At 63.6% G+C, this 26,510-nt stretch carries 21 protein-coding genes and 1 tRNA gene; 12 read left to right on the top strand and 10 right to left on the bottom strand.

Annotated elements, in window-relative coordinates:
• Positions 1–105: 105 nt before the first annotated feature.
• From H7F51_RS02105 to H7F51_RS02115, 3 genes are read right to left on the bottom strand one after another with little or no spacing between them, the layout of a single operon-like run.
• Positions 106–1,200, bottom strand: coding sequence for a dCTP deaminase/dUTPase family protein (locus H7F51_RS02105; protein WP_185662572.1), 1,095 nt, complete (start codon positions 1,198–1,200; stop codon positions 106–108).
• Between the two features lie 4 nt (positions 1,201–1,204).
• Complete coding sequence (locus tag H7F51_RS02110; protein WP_185662573.1) at positions 1,205–2,266, bottom strand: adenylosuccinate synthetase; 1,062 nt, start codon at positions 2,264–2,266, stop codon at positions 1,205–1,207.
• Positions 2,266–4,134, bottom strand: coding sequence for a ribonuclease H-like domain-containing protein (locus H7F51_RS02115; protein ID WP_185662574.1), 1,869 nt, complete (start codon positions 4,132–4,134; stop codon positions 2,266–2,268). Before H7F51_RS02115 ends, H7F51_RS02110 begins: the two co-directional genes overlap by 1 nt.
• A gap of 153 nt (positions 4,135–4,287) precedes the next feature.
• Here H7F51_RS02115 and H7F51_RS02120 point away from each other — a divergent pair, with 153 nt between their 5' ends.
• The 3 genes from H7F51_RS02120 to H7F51_RS02130 all read left to right on the top strand — a co-directional run bounded on the left by H7F51_RS02120 (position 4,288) and on the right by H7F51_RS02130 (position 8,623).
• On the top strand, positions 4,288–5,109 hold the full coding sequence (locus tag H7F51_RS02120; protein WP_185662575.1) for a DUF5131 family protein: 822 nt from the start codon (positions 4,288–4,290) through the stop codon (positions 5,107–5,109).
• Positions 5,076–6,596 carry a three-Cys-motif partner protein TcmP gene (gene tcmP, locus H7F51_RS02125; protein ID WP_185662576.1) on the top strand — a complete coding sequence of 507 codons (1,521 nt, stop codon included), beginning with the start codon at positions 5,076–5,078 and terminating at the stop codon, positions 6,594–6,596. The genes H7F51_RS02120 and tcmP overlap by 34 nt, the downstream gene beginning before the upstream one ends.
• 320 nt (positions 6,597–6,916) lie before the next feature.
• Complete coding sequence (locus tag H7F51_RS02130) at positions 6,917–8,623, top strand: DNA methyltransferase (RefSeq protein WP_185662577.1); 1,707 nt, start codon at positions 6,917–6,919, stop codon at positions 8,621–8,623.
• Positions 8,624–8,989: 366 nt separating this feature from the next.
• Here the strand turns inward: H7F51_RS02130 and H7F51_RS02135 are convergent.
• The 4 genes from H7F51_RS02135 to H7F51_RS02150 form a co-directional block, all read right to left on the bottom strand.
• Positions 8,990–9,063 (bottom strand) — tRNA-Cys (locus H7F51_RS02135).
• A gap of 73 nt (positions 9,064–9,136) precedes the next feature.
• On the bottom strand, positions 9,137–10,522 hold the full coding sequence (locus tag H7F51_RS02140; RefSeq protein WP_185662578.1) for an RNB domain-containing ribonuclease: 1,386 nt from the start codon (positions 10,520–10,522) through the stop codon (positions 9,137–9,139).
• An 87-nt stretch (positions 10,523–10,609) separates the two neighbouring features.
• Positions 10,610–11,332: a winged helix-turn-helix domain-containing protein gene (locus H7F51_RS02145; protein ID WP_246447668.1), complete on the bottom strand. Its 723-nt coding sequence runs from the start codon at positions 11,330–11,332 to the stop codon at positions 10,610–10,612.
• A 226-nt stretch (positions 11,333–11,558) separates the two neighbouring features.
• Positions 11,559–12,758 (bottom strand): LL-diaminopimelate aminotransferase, encoded by a 1,200-nt coding sequence (locus H7F51_RS02150; protein WP_185662579.1) that lies wholly within the window; start codon positions 12,756–12,758, stop codon positions 11,559–11,561.
• A gap of 176 nt (positions 12,759–12,934) precedes the next feature.
• Between H7F51_RS02150 and H7F51_RS02155 the strand changes: the two genes are divergently transcribed.
• The 3 genes from H7F51_RS02155 (at position 12,935) to clpS (ending at position 16,724) form a co-directional block, all read left to right on the top strand.
• Complete coding sequence (locus tag H7F51_RS02155; RefSeq protein WP_185662580.1) at positions 12,935–14,824, top strand: PHA/PHB synthase family protein; 1,890 nt, start codon at positions 12,935–12,937, stop codon at positions 14,822–14,824.
• A 162-nt stretch (positions 14,825–14,986) separates the two neighbouring features.
• Positions 14,987–15,973, top strand: coding sequence for a phasin family protein (locus H7F51_RS02160; protein WP_185662581.1), 987 nt, complete (start codon positions 14,987–14,989; stop codon positions 15,971–15,973).
• 334 nt (positions 15,974–16,307) lie between these two features.
• Positions 16,308–16,724, top strand: a complete 417-nt coding sequence (gene clpS, locus H7F51_RS02165; RefSeq protein WP_185662582.1) for an ATP-dependent Clp protease adapter ClpS — start codon at positions 16,308–16,310, stop codon at positions 16,722–16,724.
• Between the two features lie 53 nt (positions 16,725–16,777).
• Here the strand turns inward: clpS and H7F51_RS02170 are convergent, their stop codons facing one another.
• The gene (locus tag H7F51_RS02170) at positions 16,778–17,431 is read right to left on the bottom strand and encodes a VIT1/CCC1 transporter family protein (RefSeq protein ID WP_185662583.1); all 654 of its coding nucleotides are present in this window, start codon (positions 17,429–17,431) and stop codon (positions 16,778–16,780) included.
• Positions 17,432–17,638: 207 nt separating this feature from the next.
• Between H7F51_RS02170 and lptF the strand changes: the two genes are divergently transcribed.
• Complete coding sequence (lptF, locus tag H7F51_RS02175) at positions 17,639–18,865, top strand: LPS export ABC transporter permease LptF (protein WP_185662584.1); 1,227 nt, start codon at positions 17,639–17,641, stop codon at positions 18,863–18,865.
• Positions 18,855–19,952: an LPS export ABC transporter permease LptG gene (gene lptG, locus H7F51_RS02180; protein WP_185662585.1), complete on the top strand. Its 1,098-nt coding sequence runs from the start codon at positions 18,855–18,857 to the stop codon at positions 19,950–19,952. The genes lptF and lptG overlap by 11 nt, the downstream gene beginning before the upstream one ends.
• A 4-nt stretch (positions 19,953–19,956) precedes the next feature.
• Here the strand turns inward: lptG and H7F51_RS02185 are convergent, their stop codons facing one another.
• Complete coding sequence (locus tag H7F51_RS02185; RefSeq protein WP_185662586.1) at positions 19,957–21,042, bottom strand: fatty acid desaturase family protein; 1,086 nt, start codon at positions 21,040–21,042, stop codon at positions 19,957–19,959.
• A gap of 145 nt (positions 21,043–21,187) precedes the next feature.
• Between H7F51_RS02185 and H7F51_RS02190 the strand changes: the two genes are divergently transcribed.
• The 4 genes from H7F51_RS02190 (at position 21,188) to H7F51_RS02205 (ending at position 24,538) form a co-directional block, all read left to right on the top strand.
• Positions 21,188–22,327 carry an N-acetyltransferase gene (locus tag H7F51_RS02190; RefSeq protein ID WP_221773981.1) on the top strand — a complete coding sequence of 380 codons (1,140 nt, stop codon included), beginning with the start codon at positions 21,188–21,190 and terminating at the stop codon, positions 22,325–22,327.
• 73 nt (positions 22,328–22,400) lie between these two features.
• Positions 22,401–22,868 carry a response regulator gene (locus tag H7F51_RS02195; protein WP_185662588.1) on the top strand — a complete coding sequence of 156 codons (468 nt, stop codon included), beginning with the start codon at positions 22,401–22,403 and terminating at the stop codon, positions 22,866–22,868.
• 416 nt (positions 22,869–23,284) lie between these two features.
• Positions 23,285–23,686 carry a response regulator transcription factor gene (locus H7F51_RS02200; RefSeq protein ID WP_185662589.1) on the top strand — a complete coding sequence of 134 codons (402 nt, stop codon included), beginning with the start codon at positions 23,285–23,287 and terminating at the stop codon, positions 23,684–23,686.
• A 54-nt stretch (positions 23,687–23,740) separates the two neighbouring features.
• On the top strand, positions 23,741–24,538 hold the full coding sequence (locus H7F51_RS02205; RefSeq protein ID WP_185662590.1) for a response regulator: 798 nt from the start codon (positions 23,741–23,743) through the stop codon (positions 24,536–24,538).
• Positions 24,539–24,730: 192 nt separating this feature from the next.
• Here H7F51_RS02205 and H7F51_RS02210 read toward each other — a convergent pair whose 3' ends face one another.
• Positions 24,731–26,359: a CHASE domain-containing protein gene (locus H7F51_RS02210; RefSeq protein ID WP_246447669.1), complete on the bottom strand. Its 1,629-nt coding sequence runs from the start codon at positions 26,357–26,359 to the stop codon at positions 24,731–24,733.
• Positions 26,360–26,510: the final 151 nt, after the last annotated feature.

Raw genomic sequence — 26,510 nt, forward strand, 5'->3', positions numbered from 1 at the left:
ACCAATCCGGGTCGAAGCTGCCCTTGGGGCAGCAGGGTTCATGAGCGCGCCGCAGACTTTCGGTTTGGGCGAATCAGCCCGTCTGGAATCGTCTGCGAAAGCTGACTAACGCGCAGGCTGATTGGGATCGCGCTGCTTGGGTTTGATGCGCGCCACCTCGGCTTTTATTTCCGAAACTTGGTCCGAAAGCTTCTTGATTTCGCCCTGTTGGCGTTCGACCTCCCCCCTAAGCGCCGGAACAGAGGCCCGTGCGTCTTTTGGGGTCAAGCCATAGCGATCAACATCGCGGATATGTTGGTCAAAGGACCTTTCTAACCCTGTCGTTTTGTCTCTGATCCCACCAATGTCGGTCTGATTGTCGTGATAGTATTGCCAAGACAAGCCCGCGACCGTGGCAGCGAGGCCAATTGCGGAGATTGCACCTACCAAAATACCGCCAATGCTCCAATTGCGAAGTGACTTCGCGGATTGTTCGGATTTTTGCGCCAGATCGGCCGCTATAGTGGCCTTGTCATTTGCCTCGGAAACCATGTCCGGGATAGAGCTGCGAATAGCGATTGGTGCCGCATCCGCGAAAATTGGCTTTGCTGCTTTTTCGATCATTCCTTTAATATTAGGAAATTCGGTGTTTGACGGCGGACGTCCATGCGTTGGATTCGATGAAGTCTTTGTAAACTCGATCCAGATCAGCCCATCATCTTTCGAAATATAATATGGTTCATTTGTGAGATTATGAAGTGGTATGCAGAGCTTTCCCCAAAATCCCGGATCAACAAGTGGCCCCGTGCCCAATAGCAGCCCCCGGTGAACGTGATTGATTTGAAGATTGAATCGGACGGCGATAAATGGTGGCAGCCTGAAATATACATCAGACTCAACGAATACAATAGAATTGGCTGGTATTTCTAGAAAATCTTGAGAGCCATTATATATTGTTTTGGGGTAATTAACCCCCTTTTCGTATATAAAGGCAACGCTTCCGATTTTGCTTTCATACGAGGCGGCCTTGAGGGGGGACTTATTGCCATTCCTCCCGTCAAACGGGGCTATCATGCCCGTTTTTTTGACATAGTCGATAATGTGATCTGCGGACAAAAGCGCTGATCGAATTCTTGGGAACGGGTCGGCGGCGGGATTCTTGCTGGACATCTTGAATGGCTCGGCCAGCGCCAATGCCGAATCGTTATCGAGTTGGATCATCTAATCAAGCCCTAACAGGCCGACCAGCCTGCGAAGGATTTGGCGTCATTCCACGGTCAGAGAAGCCGAAATGCGTCATCGCAAGGCCGATTGCGTCAGAGACTTCTCGAATGAAGTCGTTGATTTTGCTGTTTGCGTCGTCCAAATCAGCCTCAAGGCCGACATAATCCAAATGATTCAAGACAATCATGGTCGGATTGTTGCAAGCAATCGCTGCCTTTACCACCGATGCATCAAAGTGGCCGACGCGGCGCAGTTTCTTGGTTACGGTCGTGAATTCGCGAAGGTTGGTTTGCGCGTCAATAGATTCGGAAATCGCTTCCCAGCTGGTCTCGCCAGGCAGTGGCCCTGAATTGCCGGCAACCCTGATCGGATAGGAGCGGATGACGAGCACGACGTTATCCACATCCATCGGGCTCAGCCCGGTCTCAGCCAATGCCGCAGCGGCCGTCGTCGCGCGCGAAGTGGCCTTGGGCCAATAGCCGCCATCGTAGAGCGAGAGGCCGAAACCCTGCGTCCCTTCGATGACGATTCTCGCGCCAGCATCTAGCCAGTTCCGCATCAAAGCTGTCGTATCGCGCAGGAACGGCTCGAGCACTCCGCAGTGTGCCGCATCATGACGGTGCAACGGAAAGTTGGATGCCTCGCGCGCGACCTGCGCCATGATCGCCGCGCCGACACCACTACCGGTAGATCCAATTCCCGAAACCAGTCCGGCATCCACTTCCCAGGCCTTTTGTTCTGGGGTGATGACGTTTGCATAGGGGCTGACAAAGATGCGGTCGCGCGGATAGTCGAGATCTTCGATTTCGCCCAGCAAGACATCGACATCGATGTAGGAACCAGCGGGGAAGACGATATCGGCATTCCGATCGATCGCCCCAGCGGGGAGTTGCCGCAGGGCAAATTTCCGCCCCGATCGATCATAGGCGGTATGGCCCGAGTTAGGTCCGCCCACCCGCACCACCGCAATCCGCCCTTCGGTCGCCATCCTGACGAGTTCAAGGGATACCTTGCCCTTGCCTTCAGAGCCGAATTGACCACCGACGACGATTGATACTGGCATTAGTTCCCCTCTTCCCACTGGGCCAAGAGACTCAGGAGTAGGGCAGCCATATCGTCCTTTGTTCCGACATTGAAGACCGTTTGCTCAGCGAGCGGTCTAAGCGTTGGAACCATACGCTCGACTTCCGATGCGTTGGCTTCGTCAAATGCCGTAGCCGCCTGCAAAGGCGGCAATTCCAGCCTCTCGGCATACCGCGCTCTGCGCACCTCATCAGGCGCCGACACATGGATGTGGTGAAACCGGAAGCCGAACTTTTCTTTCAAAAACGCATGATCATCGGGGAAGCGAAGGCCGTCTACCACAATTGCGGCTGCCCCTGCGACTCTGGAAATGGTCCGTTCTGCCAGCTCTCTTTGGCGCCCATCCCGATTTATCTCGGCTCCAACTAATTGGCGATGATGCCTATCAAGCGGCAGGTTTCGCTCCTTGAGGATGTCATCAATCACCAGACTGAAACGTGTGTAGGCGAAACCTTGATTCTGCAGGATTTCCGCTAGAGTGGTCTTGCCGGCAGCGATTGGCCCGCTGGCTCCAATCACAATGGGCTTACGGCTCACTTCAAGGCGCGGAATGATCAGTGGCGCCTCGTTGGCGGTCCCCAGCTCTTCCGATAGCTCGGCAAGATGGAACGTGCCTACGAGCGCTGACGTGATTGCATCGAGTTCATCGTGCGTAACTTTGGACGCCGCATACTTTCCGCGAATTCCGAAGTTTTTCAGTCCCAGCTTGAGCCACTCCTCGCCCGCTCCCTTTCGCGGGATGCGCATTACGTCTTGGGCTGCCCCAGGGTAGCTCTCAATGACCGGCAAGCCGTGCGATCTGAAAATCGCCGCCAACCTGATACCCCGGGCAGTCAGCTTTTGCATGCTTGGAAGTAGGCAGGGATAAACATTGACTCCCCTTCGCTTCAGCTCGCGCTCGCAAAACCGCATGATGCCGATTTCGTCACGGGTCGGATCATCATCAAAAACGGTCTGCCGACCAAATGGCAGGCAGAGCGGAGAGTCGATCGAGACGAGGTCTGGCGATGCCGACATTGTACGCTCAATGAGATCGTCATCACTGGAAATCGTCTCGGTCTTCGCCTTGGCCCCCTCAAGCAAACACCATCCTGTCGGCCGCGCCTCAGACCCGGTTAGGTCAATCCCAACTATCCTCGAGGTTTCGGCGCGATGACCGTCAAACAACTCACGAAACGTCGGCGCGCGGGTAAGCTCGGGAGCAGGCTTTTTCAGGCCGGCGGGTAGCCTGTGCCGGTCTTTGGGATTGGACCAATCAACGAATTTCACAGCCCGGCCGATTAGATCAGGCTCATAGCCCAGCATATCTAGAGCATGATCCATCAACCCGCCCATCGCAGCGATGTCGGCGCGGTTATATGCGATCAGGCGTTTGAGTGCTGTTAGATCGCCGCGAAGATACTGATGCCACAGTAAGACTGCGGCAAATCCGTCCACTCCTTCCAGGTCCTCACGAAAATTCAATCCCAATGTGATTTCGATGGCCTTTTGACCGCCAGTCAACCCCACCCGCCGACAAAGGTACATCAGATCGATGTGTGTTTCGGGAAGGCATACATGCGGAAATTCTTGCTTCAGAAACCGCTGGTCAAAACGAATTCCATTGAAAGTGACCACTGCAACAGAGTGCTGAGCCGCCCGAATTAATTCAGATGGATCTTGCCCCTTTATGAAGGTGCCAGATTGACCGCCGATGGTCCAACCTACGATCGTGATTTCGTCATAAAAATGACTTAAACCAGTTGTTTCGATATCCAGGAAGAGTACGCGTTGGGGGTGTTCGTGGCAGATTGCTATTTTATCGCGAAGCTCCTTGGGGATTGCTCTAGCAGTCTGGATTCGGGGCATTCGAGGCATGGTCACCTTTCACCACAGATGCCCGGCGGTGTATAGGCACGGAGTAAGCGGACAAGCCCACGGCCCCTCGTCCGGTCCGCTTCGCATGAACAATGAACACTTGGCGTGCCTTGCATTTTCGCTATCGTTGGTCACGAGACGAAAATGGCTAAGAACTCCCGTATCGAATGGACCACCCACACTTTCAACCCCTGGTGGGGTTGCGTGAAGGTGTCACCCGCCTGCAAGCACTGCTACGCAGAAAGCTGGGCAAAGCGTGTCGGTAGCAACGTCTGGGGCATCCAGGCTGAGCGGCGTTTTTTCGGTGATAAGCACTGGGCGGAGCCGTTCAAGTGGGATGCCCTCGCCGCTGCATCCGGGATACGGGCCCGCGTTTTCTGCGCATCAATGGCCGACGTGTTCGAGGATCGCCGCGATCTCGACATCCACCGCGCTCGCCTTTGGAAGCTTATCGAAGCAACGCCGCACCTCGATTGGCTCCTCCTCACCAAGCGCCCCGAAATCATCTCCCAACTCGCGCCGTGGGGCAATCAGTGGCCAGCAAACGTCTGGCTCGGCACTACCGTGGAAACACAGGAATACGCCCAGGAGCGCTTGCCGCACCTTACCGCGATCCCGGCCTCGGTGCGCTTCATATCAGCCGAGCCCCTTCTCGGCCCGGTCGATATCAGCCCTTGGGCCGACAGGTTAGATTGGGTCATCACCGGAGGAGAGAGCGGGCCCAGGGCTCGACCATCCAGTCCGTCGTGGTTTCGCGATTTGCTCAACAGTTGCATGGCGCGCGATGTCGCGTTCCACTTTAAGCAGTGGGGCGATTGGGCACCAGGGCAGGGAATCTCACTCGCCAAAGCTCGAATAGAGACGGTCTCTGACGGCACCACTATGATCCGCGTCGGCAAAAAGCACGCGGGCCGCGAATTGGACGGAGAGACATGGGACGAGCTCCCCGTCGTAAGAACGGCTTAGATCCGAACCATCCCACACTGTTCACTGAACAGGAGATCCCTCCCCGGGAGAAACCCGAGGAGAAGGATTTCAAATCGTTGGCCCATCCGCTTTGGACCGAGAACAAGGCGAAGCTAATCCAAGAATATATCCGTCTCTTCACCTTTGTGACAAAACACGGAACCTATATCGATGGTTTCGCCGCACCGCAGCAGCGCCATCTCAAGGAGCTCTGCTCGGCCAACCTAGTACTTCAAGCAAGACCGCCGTGGATGCGTGAATTCTGGCTGTGCGATCTTGATCCGGCAGGAGTCAGCCTGCTTGAGGAAATCAAGGCCGAGCAGGCGTTACCCAAGCGACGAATTGAGGTGTTGCCCGGAGACTTCAATCTCCGCATTCATGACATCCTTGGTGCAGGGACGATCAAGCCAACCACCGCTACTTTCGCCCTACTAGACCAACGAACATTCGAATGCGAGTGGGCTACAGTGCAGGCGATCGCTCGTCACAAGCAAACCCACAAGATCGAGATATTCTACTTCCTCGCTACCGGCTGGCTTGACCGGTCGATAGCCGCCGTTAGCCGTCCAGAAACCACTGAGCGCCTCACGAAGTGGTGGGGGCGTGAAGACTGGCGCGACCTCAGGAAGATATCCTCGGCTGTGCGCGGCGTTCAGGTAGCCGAGCGCTTCAAGGCCGAACTGGGCTACACCTACGCCTATCCCTACCCGATCCACAGCGAGCGGCGAGGTGGGCGAATCATGTACCACATGATTCACGCCACAGATCATCCCGCTGCCTCACCCCTCATGCAGCGCGCCTACCGCAAGGTCGCAGGCCGCTCATTGGACGATAGAGAGGCGCAGCAGGATCTTGAGGCTCTTCTCGCACAATATATGGGCAAAGGTGACCTCGACGCGGTCTTCGATCTTGGCGAACCTTTCGATGGGACACCTATCAGCGTCCCCACCTCTCGATCCGACGCGCTCCCTGCGAAACTGGATGCGACATCACAGGAGCTTGACGATGTCATTTCGCGTTTAGAGGGCGCTGTCGAAATCGAGTTTCTCCAGGAGGGCGAGGCCGATATGCGCCGGGCGCTGAGGGATGCTGCACTCCGCTTAGCAAAAGCTTTGGATGATCGCCGCCCCCGTCATGGTGAGTTGGGGCACAATGGGCCACCGCTCGACGATGAGGGAAATCCAATTCCCGCCAACTTCGTAAACGAGCTCACGACGGCCACGCGGGAAATCATCGAAGAGACGGAAAAGGTGGATCCCGACGCGCTGACGATTGCGCGGGCCGCGTCCCGACTTCAAGCGTTGAAGGCCTGGCTAAGGCCCCGGGCCGATCTGGCCGCCGACGAGTTTGCAAAGAAGTTGGGCAGTAGCGCCGCCATCGCGACGGCCGCAGGCGTCAGCATAGCCTGCGCGTCACTTATAACGCCACTTCGTGACGCCATAATCGCATCAGTCCACTGGCTGACGGCGATTCTTTTGGCAGTGTGATCGCGTAATCTCCATTCAACAGCCCAACTTCTTAGTTCGCATAACTTTAGTCCGAACGATCGTGGCACAGCCATGACGAAAGGATGCTTTGTGGATTGCAGTAATGCAGCTCGAACGCCCACTTTGTTAGCGGTGGCGTATCGTTGTCTCGTCGTGTTGATATATTCGGTCCTACGTAATGCTGATGCCTTTCAGAAATATCTCTAGATGACTTCCTCGGGAGGCTGTCGCAATCGAGGTTCAAAGTCGCGTTAACCCATTTCTTGAAATGGTAGTGTATCCTGCCTGCTTCGTGCGCTGATCCGTGAGGAGCGAACGGGATGAATCGTCTATATTTCGGTGACAATCTGGAAGTCCTCCAGTCTTCCATTCCGGATAACTCAGTCGATCTTATCTATCTGGATCCACCCTTTAACTCCAAGGCGCAATATAACGCCATCTTCAAGACCCACGCCGGGAGGGCTGCCCAGAGTCAGGCCGAAGCCTTCATGGACACGTGGGCGTGGGGGGCAGAAGCCGCTCGCGCATATGATGTCGTTCTAGGCTCAGGATCAGGTGCCTCACGCATTCTCAAGGCGCTCCGCGACTGCCTGGGGGAAAGCGATTTGATGGCCTACTTAGCGATGATGGCTGCGCGATTGGCTGATCTTCATCGTGTCCTCAAGCCCAATGGCAGTCTGTATCTGCACTGCGATCAGAATGCGGGACACTATCTCAAAGTCATGCTCGATGGCGTTTTTGGGCCTCGCGCATTCAAATCAGAAATAACCTGGAAGCGCAGTTCCAGCCACGGGAATGTCGCGCGAAATTACGGCAGTTTAACCGACAGCATCTACTTCTATGCCAAGGGCGAACGCCATACGTGGAACCAACAGTTTGCGCCGCTCTCTCAAACATATGTAGCAAGAAAGTTCGGAAACAGGGATCAAGATGGGCGACAATGGCAGTCGGTTTCTTTGAGAAATCCGAGCGTACGTCCGAACCTGCAATTTCCGTTTACGGCCTCGAACGAGGTGACATACTTTCCTCACCCTAACGGATGGGCCGTCGGCCGCGAGCGGCTAGAAGCATATGATCGAGATGGACGTCTACATTTCCCCTCTAGGGAAGGCGGGCAACTCCGGCTTAAGCAATATCTGGACGAACGGCCCGGCACGAAACTTCAGAATCTGTGGGACGACATTCCGGCCATCAATTCCCAGGCGCAGGAGCGGCTTGGATATCCCACGCAGAAGCCTCTTGCTTTGCTCGAGCGGATTATTCGCGCTTCGTCAAACGAAGGTGACGTTGTGCTGGACCCGTTCTGCGGCTGCGGAACTACGATTCATGCCGCGCAATCACTCAACAGGAAGTGGCTGGGGATCGATGTTACTCATTATGCGATCTCGGTGATCGAGGATCGCCTAAAACGCCACTTCCCCGATGCCAAGTTCGAGGTGGAGGGCCGGCCGCGTGATCTCGACGACGCCTACGCTCTTGCAGCGAGAAATAAATACCAGTTTCAGTGGTGGGCCAATTGGATGCTTGGTGCTCAAGCCTATAAGCAAAAGAAAGGTCCAGATGGCGGAATTGACGGGCTCATTTATTTCCACAATGGCGCGGGAAGGACTGGCACGGTCGTAATCTCGGTTAAGGGCGGCCTTAACTTGGGCCCCGAGATGGTTCGAAGCCTCGGGCATGTTGTCGAGCGTGAAAATGCCGAGTTGGGAGTTCTGGTTACGCTGGGAGATCCAACGCCCGGAATGATCCGCGAAGCAGCATCGTCACCACTTATTGGTACGCCGTTGGTTCGCCGACAGAAGCTGCAAATCGTTACCGCTAAGGAATTGATCGAGGGCAGCGGCACACTTGATTTACCGGAACCCATCCACGTGACTCATGGAGGAGCTCCGCGTCGACGTGCCCGGGCCGTGGCGCGCGATCTTCGCCAGCTTTCTCTTCCACTTGTTGTGCACGGCGGACTCAAAGGAACGGATGTCACCGATGAGCGGGTATTCCTTGATCCTCGCGTTCGCGCTGAAGGGTAAATCGATTCATGGTCTGCCGGGAATCTAAGGCAACGCCGGCTTTCCGATGCCTTCGTGCAGACTGCATACATGCATTAATCGACGGCCGCTAACAGGGAGCCGATCCCGGCGCCTGAACGGCGGGTAGGTTGAGGATTCCAGGCATCGAGGCGAAATGTCTACCAGATTTTTGCGGACCAACCGCCGGCCTGAGACGAAAGTGTCGCTGCTAAATTCGGCCCAGAGACTCTGGGTGTTTCCGGCGCAATTTGGGGCGAATTCGACCCAAGCGGAGACGAGGTAGGGCACCCCAATACAGGCGAAACCACGCGGAAGTCCGCCGTTTTTGCCCGGCGTATCCGTCACCAAAAATGTCTTGAGAATGGTTGGAGGCCCGAGCCGGAATCGAACCGGCGTATACGGATTTGCAGTCCGCTGCGTCACCACTCCGCCATCGGGCCCCCGGGCAGGAGAGCGCCCCTACCAGCGGTCTCGACCCGGCGCAACGGGATTCGCCGGACAATCTTCTTTCCGTCAGCCCACCGGTTCGAAGCGCAGGGCGCGGCGGGCGGGATCGACCTCGACCAGACGCACCGACATGCGCTCGCCCGGCTGGACCGCGCCGGCCGCAACGCGCGCCACGACCGGCAGATCGCATAGCTGGATCCGCGCGCCGTTCGCCCCCGTGTCGGTCACCACGGCCGCGAAAGGCTGGCCCTCCTGCCCGGCGAGCAGGACCGTTTCCGCCAGATCGATCACCGCCCGCTCGATCTGCCCGTCGCGCGCCTCGGCCCGGGCCATGACCTCCGGCAGGCGCTCGAAGGCATCGCTCACCGCCGCGGGCACGGGCTGGCCCGCGGTGACGGCGAGGACCGCGCGCAGGACGTAACGATCGGCCAGGCGCCGGAGCGGCGCCGTGGCATGGGCATAGGTCGCCGCCACCGCCGCGTGCCAGGGCCGCTCGCCCGGGCGAAACGGGGCATAGCTCGCGCCCTGTCCGGCGCGGCGCACCGCCAGCATGAAGGCCGCCTCGCGCGGCGCAGTGCCGCCCAGCGTCCGCTCGAACTGCTCAAGGGTCATGGCCTCGGGCCAGTCCAGCCCGAAGGCGCTGGCCGTCGTCCGCAGGCGCAATTCGGCCCGCGCATCGGGGCGGGCCATGACCCGGAACAGTCCGGTCCCGGCGGCGCGCAGGGCCTCGGCCACGGCGAGGTTGGCCGCCAGCGACAGGGCGGCATTGCGCTCCTCCGCTTGCCGGCGAGGCCGGAAACCAAGCTGGAAGCGGCCCTCGCCATCGCGCTCCACTTCCTGCTGCGGGGGATCGACCCGTGCCGCGCCGCGCCGGTCCTCCGCCGCCTCGATCCGCCGGGCGACCTCGGCAAAGCCCTCGGGCACGTCCTCGTCGCGCACCGTGGCATAGCCGAGCTTGGCGCGGCTGCAGACCAGCGCCCGCTCGGCCCCGTCGAGCCGGGCCGCCCCATCGGGATCGACCCGCACCGCGAGCACGATCGCCGGGCGCGGCCCGTCGGGCAGGAGGCTGGCCGCCCGCTCGGCAAGCGCCGGGGGATAGAGCCCGGCCTTGCCGTCAGGCAGGTAAGTGGTGGTCCCGCGCTTCCACGCCTCGGCGTCGAGCCGGTCGCCATCGTCCACGAACCAGGCGGCGTCGGCAATGGCATAGCGCAGGATCAGGTCCGCGCCCGCCCGCTCGATCGCGAAGGCCTGGTCGAGGTCGGTCGAACTGACCGGGTCGAGCGTGACGAAGGGCAGGCTGGTGCGATCGACATGCCGATCGGGCACGCGCCCCGCCGCTGCCTCGGCCGCAGCCAGCACAGCGGGCGGGAAACCCTCCGGCACCTGAAACTGGGCGCGGATCGCGGCAAGCCCGCCGGCAAGCACGCGGTGAGGATCGCGCAGGGCCTTCATCGCTCAAGGAGTGCCAGCCCGCCGCGCCGGGCGCAAGACGCGCGAGCCAGGGCGCCCGGCAAAGCGCGCGGCCGAAGCAAATGCGCTTCAGGCCTGCTCGCCGGTTCGGGCCGGAGGGGCCGGCTCGCCCGGCAGGCGCAGGTGCGCATCAAGCGCCGCGCCATCGGCCGGCAAGGGGATGGCCGGTGCTTCCGGGTCCGGGGCCAGCACGTAGCTGCCGGCCGGGGTCGTGCGCACGACCTGATCGAGCCCCGCCCCGGCAAGCTTGGCGCGCAGGCGGCAGACGTGGACCGCCAGGCTGTTGGTCTCGGGCCGGAAATTGAGCTGCCATACGTCAGAGAGCAGTTCGCCCGGCGCAACCGCCTCCCCCGGGGTTTCGGCCAGCCGCCAGAGCAGGGCGAATTCGCGCGGGTGCAGGCCAAGGCGCTTGTCCTCCACCCGCCCGTCGCGCAGCAGGAGATCCAGCTGCAGCCGGCCATGATCCCGCCGCCGCGGCAGGGCGTCGAGCGCCGTGGCAAGGCGGGCGATGCGTTCCTCCAGCTCTTCCAGCGTGATGGCCGCCGGCAAGGCTTCGCCAAACCCCTCGCCCAGCAGGCGCGCGCGTTCGAGCGGTTCTTCGATCCCGAGCAGGGCGACCGGCGCCCGTTCGCGGCGGGTGCGGAAGGAACCCCGCATGGCCATGTCGGTCAGCAGCAGCGGCAGCGAGGCCTGACCCGGCGAGACGGCGAGATCGACGCGGTGCCAGCCGAGCAGGCCAAGGTCATAGCGTTGCGGCAAGTCGTCACGCCCGAGCCAACCGAAAAGCTGCATTGTCCCTGCATCCGAACACCCGGCCCCCGCGCCGAATATCGCGCGGCTCCGTTCCCCGATTCCGAAATGACCCGAACAAGATCGTTAACGGAGGGGTTGCCCCGTAAGCAACTGGCCTGACTCGATAATTGGTCGGATGTGGATTGAATCCCCCGCGATCCCGGGTCGGGGCGTGAGCCGATTGTCCTCCCGGACAAGGGTCCACGCCACCAAACCGGACCGGTCGTCAGGCCGCCGAAGCGTTAACGCCCATCGAGGCGAGGTAGCGCTTGATGTTGCGCGCGGCTTGGCGCAGCCGCTGCTCGTTCTCCACCATGGCGATGCGCACGAAGCCTTCGCCGTCCTCGCCGTAGCCCACGCCCGGTGCCACGGCGACCTCCGCCTGGGTGAGCAATTGCTTGGAAAATTCCAGGCTGCCCATGTCCTTGAGCGCCGGCGGCAGCGGGGCCCAGGCGAACATCGAGGCCTTCGGGCTGGGGATTTCCCAACCGGCCCGGCCGAAAGCCTCGACCATCACGTCGCGGCGCTTCTGATAGAGTTCGCGGTTCTTCTGGACGATGTCCTGCGGCCCGTTGAGCGCGGCGCAGGCCGCCGCCTGGATCGGGGTGAAGGCACCATAGTCGAGGTAGGACTTCACCCGCTTGAGCGCGGCGATCAGCTTGGGATTGCCCACCGCGAAGCCCACCCGCCAGCCGGCCATCGAGAAGGTTTTCGACATCGAGGTGAATTCGACCGCGACATCCTTGGCGCCGGGCACCTCGAGGATCGAACGGGTCGGGTTGCCGTCGAAGTAAAGCTCCGAATAGGCCAGGTCCGACAGGACCCAGACCTTGTTCTCCTTCGCCCAGGCGACCAGCCGCTCGTAAAAAGCGAGGTCGACCGTCTCGGCCGTGGGGTTGCCGGGATAGTTGACGATCAGCACCGAGGGGCGCGGCACCGAGTACTTCATCGCCCGGTCGAGCGATTCCCAGTAGCGTTCGTCGGGCGTGGTCGGCACCGAGCGGATCGTCGCCCCGGCGATGATGAAGCCGAAGGTGTGGATCGGGTAGCTCGGATTGGGCGCCAGCACCACGTCGCCCGGCGCGGTGATCGCCGTGGCGAGGCTGGCGAGGCCTTCCTTCGAGCCCATGGTCATCACCACCTCGGTCTCGGGATCGAGTTCGACCCCGAAGCGGCGGCCATAATAGTTCGCCTGGGCGCGGCGCACGCCGGGAATGCCGGACGAGGCCGAATAGCCGTGGGCATCGTCCTTGCGGGCCACTTCGCACAGCTTGTCGATCACGTGAGACGGCGGCGGCAGGTCCGGGTTGCCCATGCCAAGGTCGATGATGTCCCGCCCCGCGGCGCGCGCGGCGGCCCGCATCGCGTTCACTTCGGCGATGACATAGGGCGGCAGGCGCTTGATGCGGTAGAACTCGTCTTCCATGACTTGAACAACTTTTCCGATGCATAAAAAGCGGCAACAGCGCCGCCCCCGCGTCTGTAAGGGCTATCGGCCCCCGGCGCAAATCCCGGCCTCAGAGAAATGCTGTTTCGGACGATCTGGCCGCTGGCCACTGCGCCCGGCCCTCGCTAACGTCTGCTCCAGACAGGGAGCACGCGATGGCAGACCAACCGACGACCACCGGCCTTTCCGCGACCGAAATCTTCGAGGAGATGGTCAAGCTCCAGTCGAGGGTCTCGGAGATGATCGTCGGCCAGCTGGGCGACCTCGCCCCCGCAGCCCTGCCCACCCAGGATGATCTGGTGCGCCAGTGGGCAGACTGCGCGACCGAGTTCACCAATGCCTGGCACGCGGCCGGCTCACACGATTCGACCGCGCCGGCCGCTGCCCTCACCGATGCGATGACCGACCCCGAGCAATGGCGCCAGCTGGTCGATGCCTGGTACACCAACCTGCCGCTGGCCGACGCCCAGACCCAGAAGTCGCTGCTCAACGATTCGATGAAGCTGTGGGACGGGGTTCTGGCCCAGTTCGGCATCGGCACCGAAAAGGCGCCGGGCCACGCGGTCGAACTGCCGCGCAAGGACCGCCGCTTTGCCGACCCGCGCTGGAAGGAGCAGCCGCTGTTCGCGGTGATGCACCAGTCCTACCTGCTGCTGGCCGAACAGGTCGGCGCGCTGGCCGACAGGGTCGAAGGTCTCGATCCCGCTCGCCGCGAGCAGCTGCGCTTCACCCTCAAGACCATGGTCGAGGCGCTCAGCCCGGCCAACTTCCCGCTGACCAACCCGGTCGTGCTCGAACGCACGATCGAGACCCGGGGCGAGAACCTGGTCCAGGGGATGGAACATCTCCTTGCCGATCTCGGCAAGGGCCAGCTCACCCATGCCGACAATACCGCCTTCGAGGTTGGCCGGAACATTGCCAACACCCCCGGCAAGGTCGTTCTGGAAACGCCGATGTTCCAGCTGATCCAGTACACGCCGACGACGGACAACGTGCTGGAAACCCCGCTGCTGATCTTCCCGCCGTGGATCAACCGCTTCTATATCCTCGACCTCAACCCCCAGAAGAGCTTCGTGCGCTGGGCGGTGGAGCAGGGCATCAGCACGTTCATCGTCTCGTGGAAGTCGGCCGACGAGACCATGGCCGAGGTGACGTTGGACGACTATGTGCGCGCCCAGATCGAGGCGATCGACTTCATCCGCGCCCGGCTCAAGGTGCCCGCGGTCCACACCATCGGCTACTGCGTGGCCGGAACCACTCTGGCCGCCACCCTTGCGATCCTTGCTCGGCGGGGCGAGGCGGACAAGGTGGCGAGCGCGACCTTCTTCACCGCCCAGGTCGATTTCGAGGAAGCGGGCGAGCTCAAGGTCTTCGTCGACGATCACCAGCTCGCCATGATCGCCCAGCTCGGCAAGGCCGGCTATCTTGACGGGCGCTACATGGCCGCGACCTTCAACCTGCTGCGCAGCTCGGACCTGATCTGGTCCTACGTGATCAACAATTACCTGCTGGGCGAGGAGTATCCCGCCTTCGACCTGCTCCACTGGAACAGCGACATCACCAACCTGCCCGCCAAGTGGCACCAGTGCTACCTGCGCGACCTTTACCGCGACAACCTGCTGGTCAAGCCCGATGCCCTCGTGGCCGACGGGACGCCGATCGACCTCTCGCTCGTGCGTACCCCGGTCTATATCCAGGCCGGGCGGGAGGACCATATCGCCCCGCCGCAGAGCGTGTGGCGGATGACCACGCACCTCAACGGCCCGCAGACCTTCGTGCTTGCCGGATCCGGCCACATCGCCGGGGTGGTCAATCCTCCGGCAGCGAAGAAGTACCAGTACTGGACCAACCCGGCCCCCGTCGAAAGTCTCGAGCAATTCGTCGCCGGGGCGACCGAAACGCCCGGCTCGTGGTGGCCGCACTGGCTGGGCTGGCTGCGCGAACTCGGCACCACCGAAGTCCCGGCCAAGGGCAAGCGCGTACCGGGCTCGCGGGGCGACAAGATCATCGAGGACGCCCCCGGACGCTACGTCGCGACTCGCTGAATCCGTTGCATTTTGCAACACGGCACCAGACAGCTCTTCCGCACGTGACGCTTTTGTTGCAGTGCACAAAAATGATTGACAGCCACCCTCCATTTTGGCATTGCTGCATTGCAACATGATCTGATCGGCGAATCGGTCAGAAAAATGGAGGATCGAGTGACGATGGCTGACGAAGCCGAAAAGCCCCAAGAAACCGCGTTGCCGGCGCCGGTTTCGGCTGACGTCCCGGTCGAGGCACCTGTCACGGAAGGTGCCGATGCGCCCATCTCGGTTGTCGAAGCAGTAGCCGCGGAAGAACCGCCGGCCCCTGCCGCAGCGCCGAAGGCCCAGCGCAAGCCCGCCACGAAGACGGCCCCGGCCCCGACCGCTCAGGTCGAGGCTCCGGTAGCCGCCCCCGTGGAAGAGCTTCCCGTGGCAGAGACGAAGGAAGAGCCGGTCAAGGCCGCTCTGCCCAAGTCCAGGCCTGCCAAGGCCGAACCGGTCGCCAAGACCCCCGTCGTCAAGCCCAAGCCCGTCAAGGCGAAGGTGCGCGCGGCGAAGGCAGCCAAGCCGGTTCTCGCCCCGGCGGCACGGCCGGCAAAGAAAACGACCAAGTCCGTTACCAAGCCTAAAGTCGTCGCTCCTCCCACGCTTCAGCCGAAGCTCACACCGACCAAGCCGCGGATCGCCGCAAAGCCCGCGTCGTCACAGATCAAGGATACCTTTACCATGGCCAAGACCCTTCCGACCGACTTCATCGCCTCGTTCCAGACCGCTTTCAGCGATTTCCAGACCAAGGCCGCCGGCGCTTACGAAAAGAGCACCTCGGTGCTCGGCGAAGCCAACGAATTTGCCAAGGGCAACGTTGAAGCCGTCGTCGAATCGGGCAAGATCCTCGCTTCGGGCCTGCAGGAACTGGGCACGACCTTCGTCGCCGACAGCCGCTCGGCCTTCGACACCCTGACCGCCGAGGTCAAGGATCTCGCCGCGGTGAAGACCCCGGCCGAATTCTTCAGCCTCCAGGGCACCCTGGCGCGCAAGAACTTCGACACCGCCGTGGCCCAGGCCTCGAAGAGCACCGAAGCTTTTCTCAAGCTCGCCAACGACGTGCTGACGCCGCTCTCGGGCCGCGTCACCCTCGCGGTGGAAAAGGTCAGCAAGGCCGCCTGAGCGGTCTTCACCTGACGGGATTTCGGCCGCCCCCCTACCCGGCGGCCACCTCCCGCCAAGGCCGGGATCTCCTCTCCCACCGGCCGGACGCGGGCATAGACGGGCCGGGCAGCTTCGCGCTGCCCGGCCTGTTCGCATTTGCTTTACCGGCGGGGTCTATGGTTGGCCCAGTTGGTTGGCCCAGTAAAATCCCCGGTCTGCTCCAACCCTGAAGCCCGATCCGGCGGCCGCGCGCCGCTTTTTTCGGGCGGCCTGGCTGACAGCAGGGCGCCGGGCACGGGCAAAACGCAAGGCTCTCTTGTAACGCGATGGTCAGATACGATATTCTCAGGCCATGATTCCCCAATTCTCCCCCGTCCCGGCCGAGCCTGACCGGTCGCGCCCGATTGCCGTGGCCATTCCCGGAGTGCGCGCGGGCGAGGACGAGGGCGGCGCCGGCCGCCCCGGACAGGGCGAGAGCGAGATCGGGATTGCCACCAAGACCAAGACCCGTACCAAAAAGCCGAGCCAGTTCAGGGTCTTGATGCTGAACGACGACTATACACCGATGGAATTCGTGGTGGTCGTGCTCAAGCGCTTCTTCCACATGGACCTTGAGCAGGCGACCCGCGTCATGCTCCACGTCCACCAGAAGGGCGTCGGCGTCTGCGGGATATTCCCTTACGAAATCGCCGAAACCAAGGTGAACCAGGTGATGGATTTCGCCCGGAAGAACCAGCACCCGCTGCAGTGCACGCTCGAAAAGGCCTGATTCGCGCGAAGCGCCGCCAGATTCTGCACTTGGGGCCTGCCAGCCGCCCGCCTTCAGGCCAGCGCCGTGCCCATCAGGTTGCCCACGATCTGGCCGACGATCACCACCGCCGCGCAGGCCAGCGCCACCCGTAGCGCGACCCGGCCCAATCCGGCCCTGCTGCCCCGCGCCGCGAGAACTGCCAGCACCACCGCCACCAGCCCCGATGCCGCCCCGACGCCGAGCGTCATGTGCTCGAGCGAAAACAGCGAGGCGAGGGTAACCGGCACGGCGGCGCCGGTGGCGAACGAGCTCGCCGCGCTCAGCGCCGCCTCGACCGGGCGGGCCTCGTCCCCGGCACGGACCGAGGCATAGGGGCGCATCGCGGCCAGCGCCGCTTCCTGCGCCAGTTGCTCCGACAGGCCGCGCCCACGATAGACCGCCGCGATCGCGTTCAGGTCGCTTTCGGAATGGAATTGGGGGAGAGCCTCGGGCGCTGCCGGCAGGCGCCCGTCCGTCCGCGCCATCGCCGCGCCATAGGCGGCCGAGGCCACGGCAATTGCCCCCGCGACCAGCCCGCCAACCCCGGCAACGAGCACTTCGCTCTCGCTCGCCGCCGCGGCGGCCACGCCCGCGATCAGCCCGGCCAGGGCCATGATCCCGCCATTGGCGATGAATACGGCTCCACTGAGCCAGCACAGCCGTTGTTCGGCTTGCTGCTCGATCATCCTCTCAGGTTCCTGCATCCCACTTCTTTCCCTTTCGGGACCCGGAACGATGATACGCGGCTCGGGCGCGGATTCCAGCCCCTTTCGTCGCGCGATTCTTCGCGCACCGGGGCCCGCGCGCCTTCGCATCCGCGGCGCGGCGCTTGCCTCGCGCCCGGCGCTGTCCTAGGCAAAAACCCGCGCACGAACCTGAAAGCCTCTCCCGCCTTGAAGCTCATCCCGGCCATCGACCGCTATATCTTCCGGCTGGTGCTGATGCCGATGCTGGCGGTCTTCGTGATCGCGGCCATGCTGCTGATGCTCGACAAGATGCTCAAGCTGTTCGATTTCGTCGCGGCGATGGGCGGCCCGGTCAATGTCGTGTTCCGCATGCTGGCCAACATGATGCCCGAATATGCCAGCCTCGCCATCCCGCTCGGGCTGCTGCTCGGCGTGCTGCTGGCCTTCCGCAAGCTCGCCACGTCGAGCGAGCTGGACGTCCTGCGCGCCGTGGGGATGAGCTATACCCGGCTGCTGCGCGTGCCCTATGCCATGGCGATCGGGCTTGCCGTGCTCAACTTCGCCATCGTCGGCTATCTCCAGCCGCTCTCGCGCTACTATTACGAGCAGCTCAACTACCAGCTGGTCAGCGGCGCGCTCGGCGCCTCGATCAAGATCGGCGAGTTCACCACCCTGGCCGACCGCATGGCGCTGAGGATCGAGCGGAGCGAGGACGAGGGCCGCCGCCTGATGGGGATTTTCGCCCGCGTGGCCGACAGCAAGGGCCAGGTCCTCGCCATCTCGGCGCGCGAGGGGCGCTTCCTCTCGCTCAAGGACAGTCCCGACACGATCGTCCTGCGCCTCGCCGATGGCGAGATCGTCCAGAACGAGCCGGGCGAGACCCCGCGCGTCCTCACCTTCTCCCAGCACGACCTGCCGATCGACCTTCCCGCGGTCGAGGCCTTCCGCAAGCGCGGCGGCAAGGAGCGCGAATATTTCCTGCCAGAACTGCTCAAGATCGGCTGGTCCGACCATGTCGCCGAGAGTGTGCGCGCCTCGAGCCAGGCCAGCTTCAACTACCGCATGGTCGAAGTGGTGATGATGCTGATGATGCCACTGCTCGCCGTGGCACTGGCCGTGCCGCCCAAGCGCTCGACCTCGACCCTCGGGGTCTTCGTCTCGATCGTGATGGTCGTCGCCTATCACAAGGTCAACGAATACGGGCAGTCGGTCGCCTCGCTCGGCCGGGTGAACCCGGTGCTGGCGCTGTGGGGGCCGTTCGCCCTGTTCGCCCTGCTGATCGGATGGATGTACTGGCGCATCGCCTATGTTCCGGGCGGCCAGCCGATCGGCGCGCTCGAACGCTTCGCGGCCACGGCCGGCAAGCAGCTGCGGCGTTTCTTCCGCCGCCATCCGGGCGCGCGCAAGCTGGCGGGGATGCGCGATGCAGCTTGATTTCTTCCCTTCCCGCACCCTCACCTTCTATCTCGCGCGCCAGTTCACCACCCGCATCTTTGGCGTGCTGATCATGCTGGTGCTGGTCCTGCAGATGCTCGACCTGCTCTCGGAAAGCGGCGACATCCTCGCCCATCCCGGCAACGGGGAGGCCCAGCTGTGGACCTATGTCTCGCTGCGTGCGCCCCAGCTGATCGCCCGGTTCCTGCCCTATTCGGTGCTGCTGGCGACGATCCTGACCCTCGCCACGCTCAACCAGAACTCCGAAGTCATCGCGATGAAGGCGGCCGGGCTCTCGGCCCATCAGGTCCTTGCCCCATTGCTGATCAGCGCCGCCCTCGTCTCGGCCATCAGTTTCGGCTTCAACGAGCGCGTGGTCACCCGCTCGACCGCCACGCTCAAGGCGTGGGAGGCCAACGAGTGGGGCACGATTCCCACCCAGTCGGCGGTGCGCAACAATGTCTACCTGTCGGACGGCAACAATATCCTGATGGCGAAAACCGTCTCGGGCTCGAACGACGGCCTGGTGATGGAAGGCGTCACCTGGTACCGCCGCGACAGCCGGATGATGGTGGCCGAGACCCTTACCGCCGCGCGCGCCACTTTCGCCAAGCCCGGCTGGAAGCTGGAAAAGCCGAGCCGGTTCGACGCCCAGACCACCGCCGTCACCGCCCTGCCCGATACTGTGATCGCGAAGGACGTCACGGTCCGTCAGGTCGAGCTGACCAATATCAACCCCGATGGGCAGGACGTCTTCACCCTGACCCGCACGATCAACGCCCTGCGCGAATCCGGCCGCCAGACCAGCGAGCTGGAAGGCAACTGGTGGCACCGCTTCGCCGGGCCGCTGTCGGCCATGCTGATGCCGCTGCTGGGCGCAACGGCCGCCTTCGGCCTCGCCCGCTCGGGCCAGCTGCTGATCCGCGCGGTGATCGGCATGGCGCTCGGCTTTGCCTATTTCGTGATCGACAATGCCGCTCTCGCCATCGGCAATTTCGGCGGTTACCCGCCGCTCGTCGCCGGCTGGGCGCCGTTCCTGCTGTTCCTGCTGATCGGCGAGACCGTACTCGTCCGCACCGAGGAATAGCGCCTCAGGGCTGGATCACCGCCGGATTGTCGGCCGCGCGCTTGCCGCCGACCCGCATGGTGCTTTTCGCGATCCGCCCGATCAGCATCCACAGGCCCGGATAGCTCGCCTGCCCGTAAGTCGAACCTTCGCCCAGCCGCGCGCTCAGGCGGCGGTGCGCCTCGGCCAGCGAGTGGTAGGGCAGGCTTGGCAGCAGGTGGTGCGTGGCGTGGTAGCGCAGGCCGACCGGGGCCCACAGTTCGGCCCAGATCCCCGGCGGCGGCACGTTGACCGAATCGAGGTACTGCGCGGTCACCGTCATCGCCTCGCCCTCGTTCTGCCAGAGGTGCGCGACCAGCGTGCGCAGCTGGTTGAACACGGCCACGGCCGAAACCACGCAGAGCGCGATCAGCAGCGGACGCCAGCCATAAGCCACCGAGAAGGCGACCAGCGCCAGCGCCCAGACCGCTCCGCCCAGCTCCTGCCAGAACACCAGCCGGGCAAAGTCACCCTCCGGCGCGCGGCGGCGGAACTGCGGGTTGATCGCAAGGGCCGAGGCCCGCTCCCACACCAGCCGGCGCAGCGGCGGGATCGCCGCCCCCAGCGGCACCAGCACGGCAAAGCGCGCGAGCAGGGCAAAGGGCAGGGCCAGCGCGGCCACGATGAACATCGGCAGCGACCACGGCTTCATCAGCGCCAGCGGCAGGTATTCCGGGTCTTCCGCCGTGCCGTAGCGGGTGCGGGCATGGTGCAGGGTATGGACATTCTCATACATGAACGAGGGCGTGAGCAGCGGAATGCCGACCAGCAGGTTCCACCCCAGCCGGAAGCCCGGCAGGGCATCGCGGTGGATATGGGTCAGCTCGTGGATGAACAGCAGGGCCCGGTAGAGCGCCAGCACGGCCACGGCGGCACAGGCCAGCGCCGCCGCCGGGCTCTCCAGCAGGATCGCCCCAGCCAGCGCGCCATAGCCGATCACCGCCGAAACCAGCATGTCCGGCCAGTAGATTCCGCCCCGCGCGGCGGAAATGTCACGCGTCAGCTCGGCCGCGGCGCGCAGCATCGCCATGTCGTCGGGAATTTTGGCGGTGGACGTCTGCGAAGAACTCATTGAATCATCCAGCAATACAAAATAGCGCGAAGGGCGAAGGCGGTTCCGGCGTTGCCGCAGTGAACCCCGCTTGACAAGCTGCCAGCCCGGCGGACCGGGCTCATTGACCTGGCACAAGGAGAAGAATGTGGCTGACACCGGAATAATGATTGTGCCGGTCACAACCAAGGCTGAACGGGAGACTTTTGTCGATCTGGCCTATCGGCTGGGCCGATCAGACCCGAACTGGGTGCCGCCGCTGCGCATGGAAGCGCTCGAGCTGATCACCCCGGGCAAGAATCCGTTCTTCGAACACGCCGATGTCCAGCTGTTCCTCGCCAAGCGGGGCGGGGCCGTGGTCGGGCGCATTTCCGCCCATATCGATCACCTCGCCACGGCGATGAACCCGGTCCAGGGCTTCGGCCCCGGCACCGGCAACTGGGGCCTGTTCGAGGCCGAGGACGAAGAGGTGGCCGATGCCCTGATCCGCACCGCGGAAGACTGGCTGCGCGCCAAGGGCATGACCCGGGTTCTGGCGCCGCTCTCGATGTCGATCTGGGAAGAGCCGGGCCAGCTGGTACGCGGCCACGACCATCCGCCGACGGTGATGATGGGCCACCAGCCGGCGCACTACCAGCCGTGGTTCGAGGCGCGCGGCTATGTCGGCGTCAAGAACCTGATGACCTACGAGCTGGACATCACCACCGGCTTCCCCCCGCTGATCCAGCGCATCATCCAGTCGGGCGAGAAAAACGCGCGGATCCGCATCCGCAATGTCGACAAGAGCCGGTTCGACGAGGAAGCCGCCCTGATCCTCGACATCCTCAACGATGCCTGGTCGGACAACTGGGGCTATGTCCCCTTTACCGACACCGAGATCGCCTATGCCGGCAAGAAGTTCAAGCCGATCGTCCGCGAGGACCTGATCATGGTCGCCGAATATGACGGCGAGCCGGTGGCCTTCATGATGACCCTGCCCGATCTCAACGAGGCGCTGAAGCCGATGGAGGGCAAGTTGCTGCCGTTCAACTGGCTCAAGCTGCTGCTCTGGCTCAGGAATCCGCAGGTGAGAACCATGCGGGTGCCGCTGATGGGCGTGCGCAAGAAGCTGCAGAGCTCGCGCCTCGCCAGCCAGCTCGCCTTCATGATGATCGAATTCATCCGCCGCAACGCGGTCAGCCGCTACGGCGCCAGCCGGGGCGAGATCGGCTGGATCCTGGAAGACAACCAGGGGATGGTGGCCATCGCCGATGCCATCGACAGCCATGTGAACAAGGAATATCGTATCTACGCCAAGCCGCTCTGAATCGTCGCCCCGCGCCGGCACGGCGCACTTCCCGGCGGTGCATACTGCCGGCGGGCGACAGGAGCAGACGGTGATGGCCGGCAAGCATTCAGCGGCAGGAAGGGGCACGGGCAGCGAAGGCTCACGCCCGCCCCCGCCGATCGGCCCGGCCCTGGTGGTGGAGGACGATCCGATCGTCGCCATGTCGCTGGTCGATACCCTCAGGGAATGCGGCGCCGACCCGGTCGAAACCTGCCCCAATACAGAGTGCGCCCGGATCATGCTCGAACGGCTGAGCCCGGCCGTGCTCGTGCTCGACAGCCGGCTGGAAGATCGCGACGATGGCTGGGCGCTGGCCGAACTGGCCTCGCTCATGGGGCCTCACGCCCCGCAGGTGATCTTCGCCACCGCGTCGCCCGAGCGGATCCCGCCCCACATTGCCCTGCTGGGGACGGTGCTGGGCAAGCCCTTCGCCCCGCACGACCTGATCGCCGCGCTGGCCCCGCGCCGCCACGAAAGCCTGCTCGGCCGCCTGCGCGGCGCGCTGGGCGGCGACGCCTGAGGCATCTGAAGTTCACGTCATTGCGAGGGGCGAAGCCCCGAAGCTTTCCAGGGCGGCCTTGCGCAAAAGCTCTGGATTGCCAAGCGACCTGCGGTCGCGCGCAATGACGATAGGGAGCGGACCGAAAAAAAGGCCTCCGTTCGCATGGAACGGAGGCCTTTCGGGATCGTGTCACCGGCCGCTTGGACGGGAGGGGGGGTCTCGGCGGTGACAGTGGGAAAATGCGTCGCCCGAAAAGGGGTTCCCGCCCTTCGGAAGAAAATGAAAAAAATTTTCGCCCCTCCGGCCAAGCGGCCCCGACAACGGCCTGCCGCAAGAATCGCGCTTCGACTCGACCCCTTGCCCTGGCGATGCTAAGTTCGCCCCGATCGAGGCTGAAAATCGACAATGGCAGCAGATTCCAAAAGGAAATCGCCATGAACCCGCGCCCTGTCCTCGTGCTCGAGGACAGTTTCCTGATCGCCGCCTCGCTGGAGGACGCGCTGCTCGCGGCGGGCCACCCGGTCATGCTGGCGGGAACCCTGGCCGAGGCCGAGGCGCACATGGAAGACACTGACTTCCATGCCGCCCTGCTCGATTTCATGCTGCCCGATGGAGACAGCCTCGGCCTCGCCCGGCGCCTCCACGCAGAAGGCTGCAAGGTCGCGGTGATTTCCGGGGCCGACCGCGATCTGGTGCCGCGCGATCCGGCGATCACCGCCCATTTCGCCAAGCCGACCGACGACCGCGACATCATCGCCTGGATCGCACAGGTCGCCCGCCCCGGCGCGGCGCGGGCTTCGGCGCGCGACGAAGTGCCATCCACCCGGGAACCTTGAGCCCAGGCAGGCGTTGCCTGCCTGATTGCTCATTCGTAGAGGGAAGGGGTTCGAATGCCATTAGGCACCCAGGTTGCCGCCCAATTGCCTTACCTGCGCCGCTATGCCCGCGCCCTTACCGGCTCGCAGCACACCGGCGATGCCTTCGTCCGTGCCACGCTCGAAGCCGCGCTGGCTGACGAAGAGCTACAGGCCAGCCTCGCCGGCGGCCGTGTTCCGCTCTACCGCGCCTTCAACAAGGTCTGGGCCAGCGCCTATCTCGACGTTCCCGAGCCCGAAGCGGCCGCGGGCGGCGAGCTTGAGGTCGCGGCGCAAAGCCGCCTCTCGGCGATCACCCCGCTCAACCGGCAGGCCCTCCTCCTCGCCACGCTGGAGGACTTCACGGTCGAGGAAACGGCCGAGATCATGGATCTCGATCCGGCCCAGGTGGATGGCCTGATCCAGGAGGCGGTCGAGGAGATCGACCGCGAATCGACCACCAACGTCCTGATCATCGAGGACGAGCCGCTCATCTCGATGCAGCTCGAAGACCTCGTCCGCTCGCTCGGCCACGACATCTGCGGCACCGCCGCCACCCGCACCCAGGCCCAGGAAGTGGTCGCCGAGCACCGCCCCGGCCTCGTCCTCGCCGACATCCAGCTGGCTGACGGCAGCTCGGGCCTCGACGCGGTCGACGACATCCTCGCGATCGGCGACGTCCCGGTGATCTTCATCACCGCCTATCCGGAACGCCTGCTCACCGGCAACCGCCCCGAGCCGACCTACCTGATCACCAAGCCGTTCCAGGAATCGACCGTCCGCACGGCGATCAGCCAGGCCCTGTTCTTCGCTTCGAGCAAGACCATCGCATAAGTTTGTTGATGCGCCCCCGGCATCCGTCGGGGGCCAGCGGCGAGTCTGATGCATGGATCGGGGCAAGCTGGGCTTGCCCCTTGCGCGGCACCGGCCCGCCTTCGACGGATGTCGAAGGCGCACCAATCAAAAGACTCCCCGCACAAGGATCAGGCAAGGACCTGATCCGCGGACCATGCACAAAACCTCCCCCTAGCCCTCGCCGCCCTGCCCCCCGCGCAGCTGGAACGGCGCCGGGGTCCGCACCGGCACGACCAGCGAGCAGGAAACCCCTTCCGGCAGGAACCGGAGGTCGACCGGGTTCTTCAACTCGTGCGCCACGATCTTCTCGATCAGTTCGGTGCCGAAGCCGCGCCGCCGCAATTCCGGCACCACCGGGCCGCCGCTCTCGGTCCATTCTATCCGCGCGAGCTTGTCGGTGATCATTTCCCAGCAGATCTCGACCCGCCCCCCGGCCACCGAAAGGGCGCCGTATTTCGAGGCATTGGTCGCCAGCTCGTGAATGGCGAGGCCGAGCGACAGCGCGTCGTTGGGCGCCAGTTCCACGTTGGGCCCGCGCATGTCGAGCACATGATCGGCATCGTGGGCATAGGGTGCCAGCTCCGCGCCGACCACGGCCCGGATCGGGGTCGTGCCCCATTCCGACTGGGTCAGCAGGTCGTGCGTGGCCGAAAGGGCGCGAACCCGCCCGATCAGGCCCGTCACGAAATCGTCGATGTCATCGGTCCTGCGCCGGGTCAGGGTGACGATCGAAAGCACGTTGGCAAGGGTATTCTTGACCCGGTGGTTGAGCTCGCGGGTCAGCGAATTGCGGATCGAGGCCTGCTCCTCGAACCAGGCCAGCGCCGCACGGTCCTCCGCCGCCTGCTGGGTGACCAGCCGCGCCACGACCAGCAGCAGGGCCGCCGCCATCATCCCGAACAGCAGGGTCAACAGCGAGAGGTTGGACAGGGTCGAACCCTCGGGCGGGGAAATCTCGATCCGCATCGGCCGGTCCGCGAACATCACCCGGGTCACGATACGGTGCCCCTCCCCCACCTGCCGCCCCATCTGCGCCAGCGGCACCAGCCGCGAGCTGGCTTCGTCGATCAGGGCGATGCCGTAGCCGCGCGCCCGGTCGTCGCCGAGCGCGGCCTCGATGAAGCCCTGCGCATTGAAGGCCCGGGCCAGTACGCCGACCAGGCGGCGTTCCGCACCCGATCCGTCGAACACGGGAACGAATATGCCGAACCCGGTGCGCGGCCCGCTGGCTGATGCGCTCTGCAACTGCACCGGCCCGCTCGCGCTCGGGCGCCCGGAGCGCACGGCCCGCTCGATCGCGTCGCGGCGCACCGGATCGCTCATCGGATCATAGCCATAGACGCCGGGCTGAACCGCATCGACCGGGTGGACGAAGATGACCGGCAGGGCCACCCGCCCCTGCGGCGCGGGATGGATCGTGAACCCGGCCAGTCCGTCCGCCCGCGCCTTGTCCTCCATGGCCGCCGCAGCACCGGGTTCGACCGCCTGCATCCAGGCCACGGCCCCGCCCCCGCGCAGGCTGGCATCGCGGTCGAGCTGGGCGGCGAATTCGTGGAAGCCGGTGGAATTCATGCGCGGCTGCATCGACATGAGCACGGCCCCCGCCCTGAGGTAGACCGTGTTGGCACTGGCCAGCCGCTCCATCGCCGAACTGGCCGACAGCGCGATCTGGCGGTTCAGGGCTTCGGCCCGCTGGGTCTCGACCTGTTCGATGGCATAGACGCTCAGGCCCGTGATCGCCGAGACCAGCAGGAAGATCCCGACCGGCATGGCCCGCGGAAACCGCAGGTACCAGCGCAAGGCCCGAATCCGTTTGACTACGTCTCGCTCCACGCCATCCCCTGTCCCACAGCCATCCTGCCCCCCAAGGCATAGGCTCGCCAACTGCGATCTGTTCGCTAGCGGGAACCACACAGCATGGTTTTCGTTCCTGTGGGGTCGGCGGCGCGAA

This window comes from Novosphingobium flavum, assembly GCF_014230315.1.
In the GTDB taxonomy this organism is placed as follows: Bacteria; Pseudomonadota; Alphaproteobacteria; order Sphingomonadales; family Sphingomonadaceae; genus Novosphingobium; species Novosphingobium flavum.

Coding starts and splice junctions, on each gene's coding strand:
- H7F51_RS02105 (WP_185662572.1), bottom strand. CDS start 1,200: ATGATCCAACTCGATAACGATTCGGCATTGGCGCTGGCCGAGCCATTC.
- H7F51_RS02110 (WP_185662573.1), bottom strand. CDS start 2,266: ATGCCAGTATCAATCGTCGTCGGTGGTCAATTCGGCTCTGAAGGCAAG.
- H7F51_RS02115 (WP_185662574.1), bottom strand. CDS start 4,134: ATGCCCCGAATCCAGACTGCTAGAGCAATCCCCAAGGAGCTTCGCGAT.
- H7F51_RS02120 (WP_185662575.1), top strand. CDS start 4,288: ATGGCTAAGAACTCCCGTATCGAATGGACCACCCACACTTTCAACCCC.
- tcmP (WP_185662576.1), top strand. CDS start 5,076: ATGGGACGAGCTCCCCGTCGTAAGAACGGCTTAGATCCGAACCATCCC.
- H7F51_RS02130 (WP_185662577.1), top strand. CDS start 6,917: ATGAATCGTCTATATTTCGGTGACAATCTGGAAGTCCTCCAGTCTTCC.
- H7F51_RS02140 (WP_185662578.1), bottom strand. CDS start 10,522: ATGAAGGCCCTGCGCGATCCTCACCGCGTGCTTGCCGGCGGGCTTGCC.
- H7F51_RS02145 (WP_246447668.1), bottom strand. CDS start 11,332: ATGCAGCTTTTCGGTTGGCTCGGGCGTGACGACTTGCCGCAACGCTAT.
- H7F51_RS02150 (WP_185662579.1), bottom strand. CDS start 12,758: ATGGAAGACGAGTTCTACCGCATCAAGCGCCTGCCGCCCTATGTCATC.
- H7F51_RS02155 (WP_185662580.1), top strand. CDS start 12,935: ATGGCAGACCAACCGACGACCACCGGCCTTTCCGCGACCGAAATCTTC.
- H7F51_RS02160 (WP_185662581.1), top strand. CDS start 14,987: ATGGCTGACGAAGCCGAAAAGCCCCAAGAAACCGCGTTGCCGGCGCCG.
- clpS (WP_185662582.1), top strand. CDS start 16,308: ATGATTCCCCAATTCTCCCCCGTCCCGGCCGAGCCTGACCGGTCGCGC.
- H7F51_RS02170 (WP_185662583.1), bottom strand. CDS start 17,431: ATGATCGAGCAGCAAGCCGAACAACGGCTGTGCTGGCTCAGTGGAGCC.
- lptG (WP_185662585.1), top strand. CDS start 18,855: ATGCAGCTTGATTTCTTCCCTTCCCGCACCCTCACCTTCTATCTCGCG.
- H7F51_RS02185 (WP_185662586.1), bottom strand. CDS start 21,042: ATGAGTTCTTCGCAGACGTCCACCGCCAAAATTCCCGACGACATGGCG.
- H7F51_RS02190 (WP_221773981.1), top strand. CDS start 21,188: ATGATTGTGCCGGTCACAACCAAGGCTGAACGGGAGACTTTTGTCGAT.
- H7F51_RS02195 (WP_185662588.1), top strand. CDS start 22,401: ATGGCCGGCAAGCATTCAGCGGCAGGAAGGGGCACGGGCAGCGAAGGC.
- H7F51_RS02200 (WP_185662589.1), top strand. CDS start 23,285: ATGAACCCGCGCCCTGTCCTCGTGCTCGAGGACAGTTTCCTGATCGCC.
- H7F51_RS02205 (WP_185662590.1), top strand. CDS start 23,741: ATGCCATTAGGCACCCAGGTTGCCGCCCAATTGCCTTACCTGCGCCGC.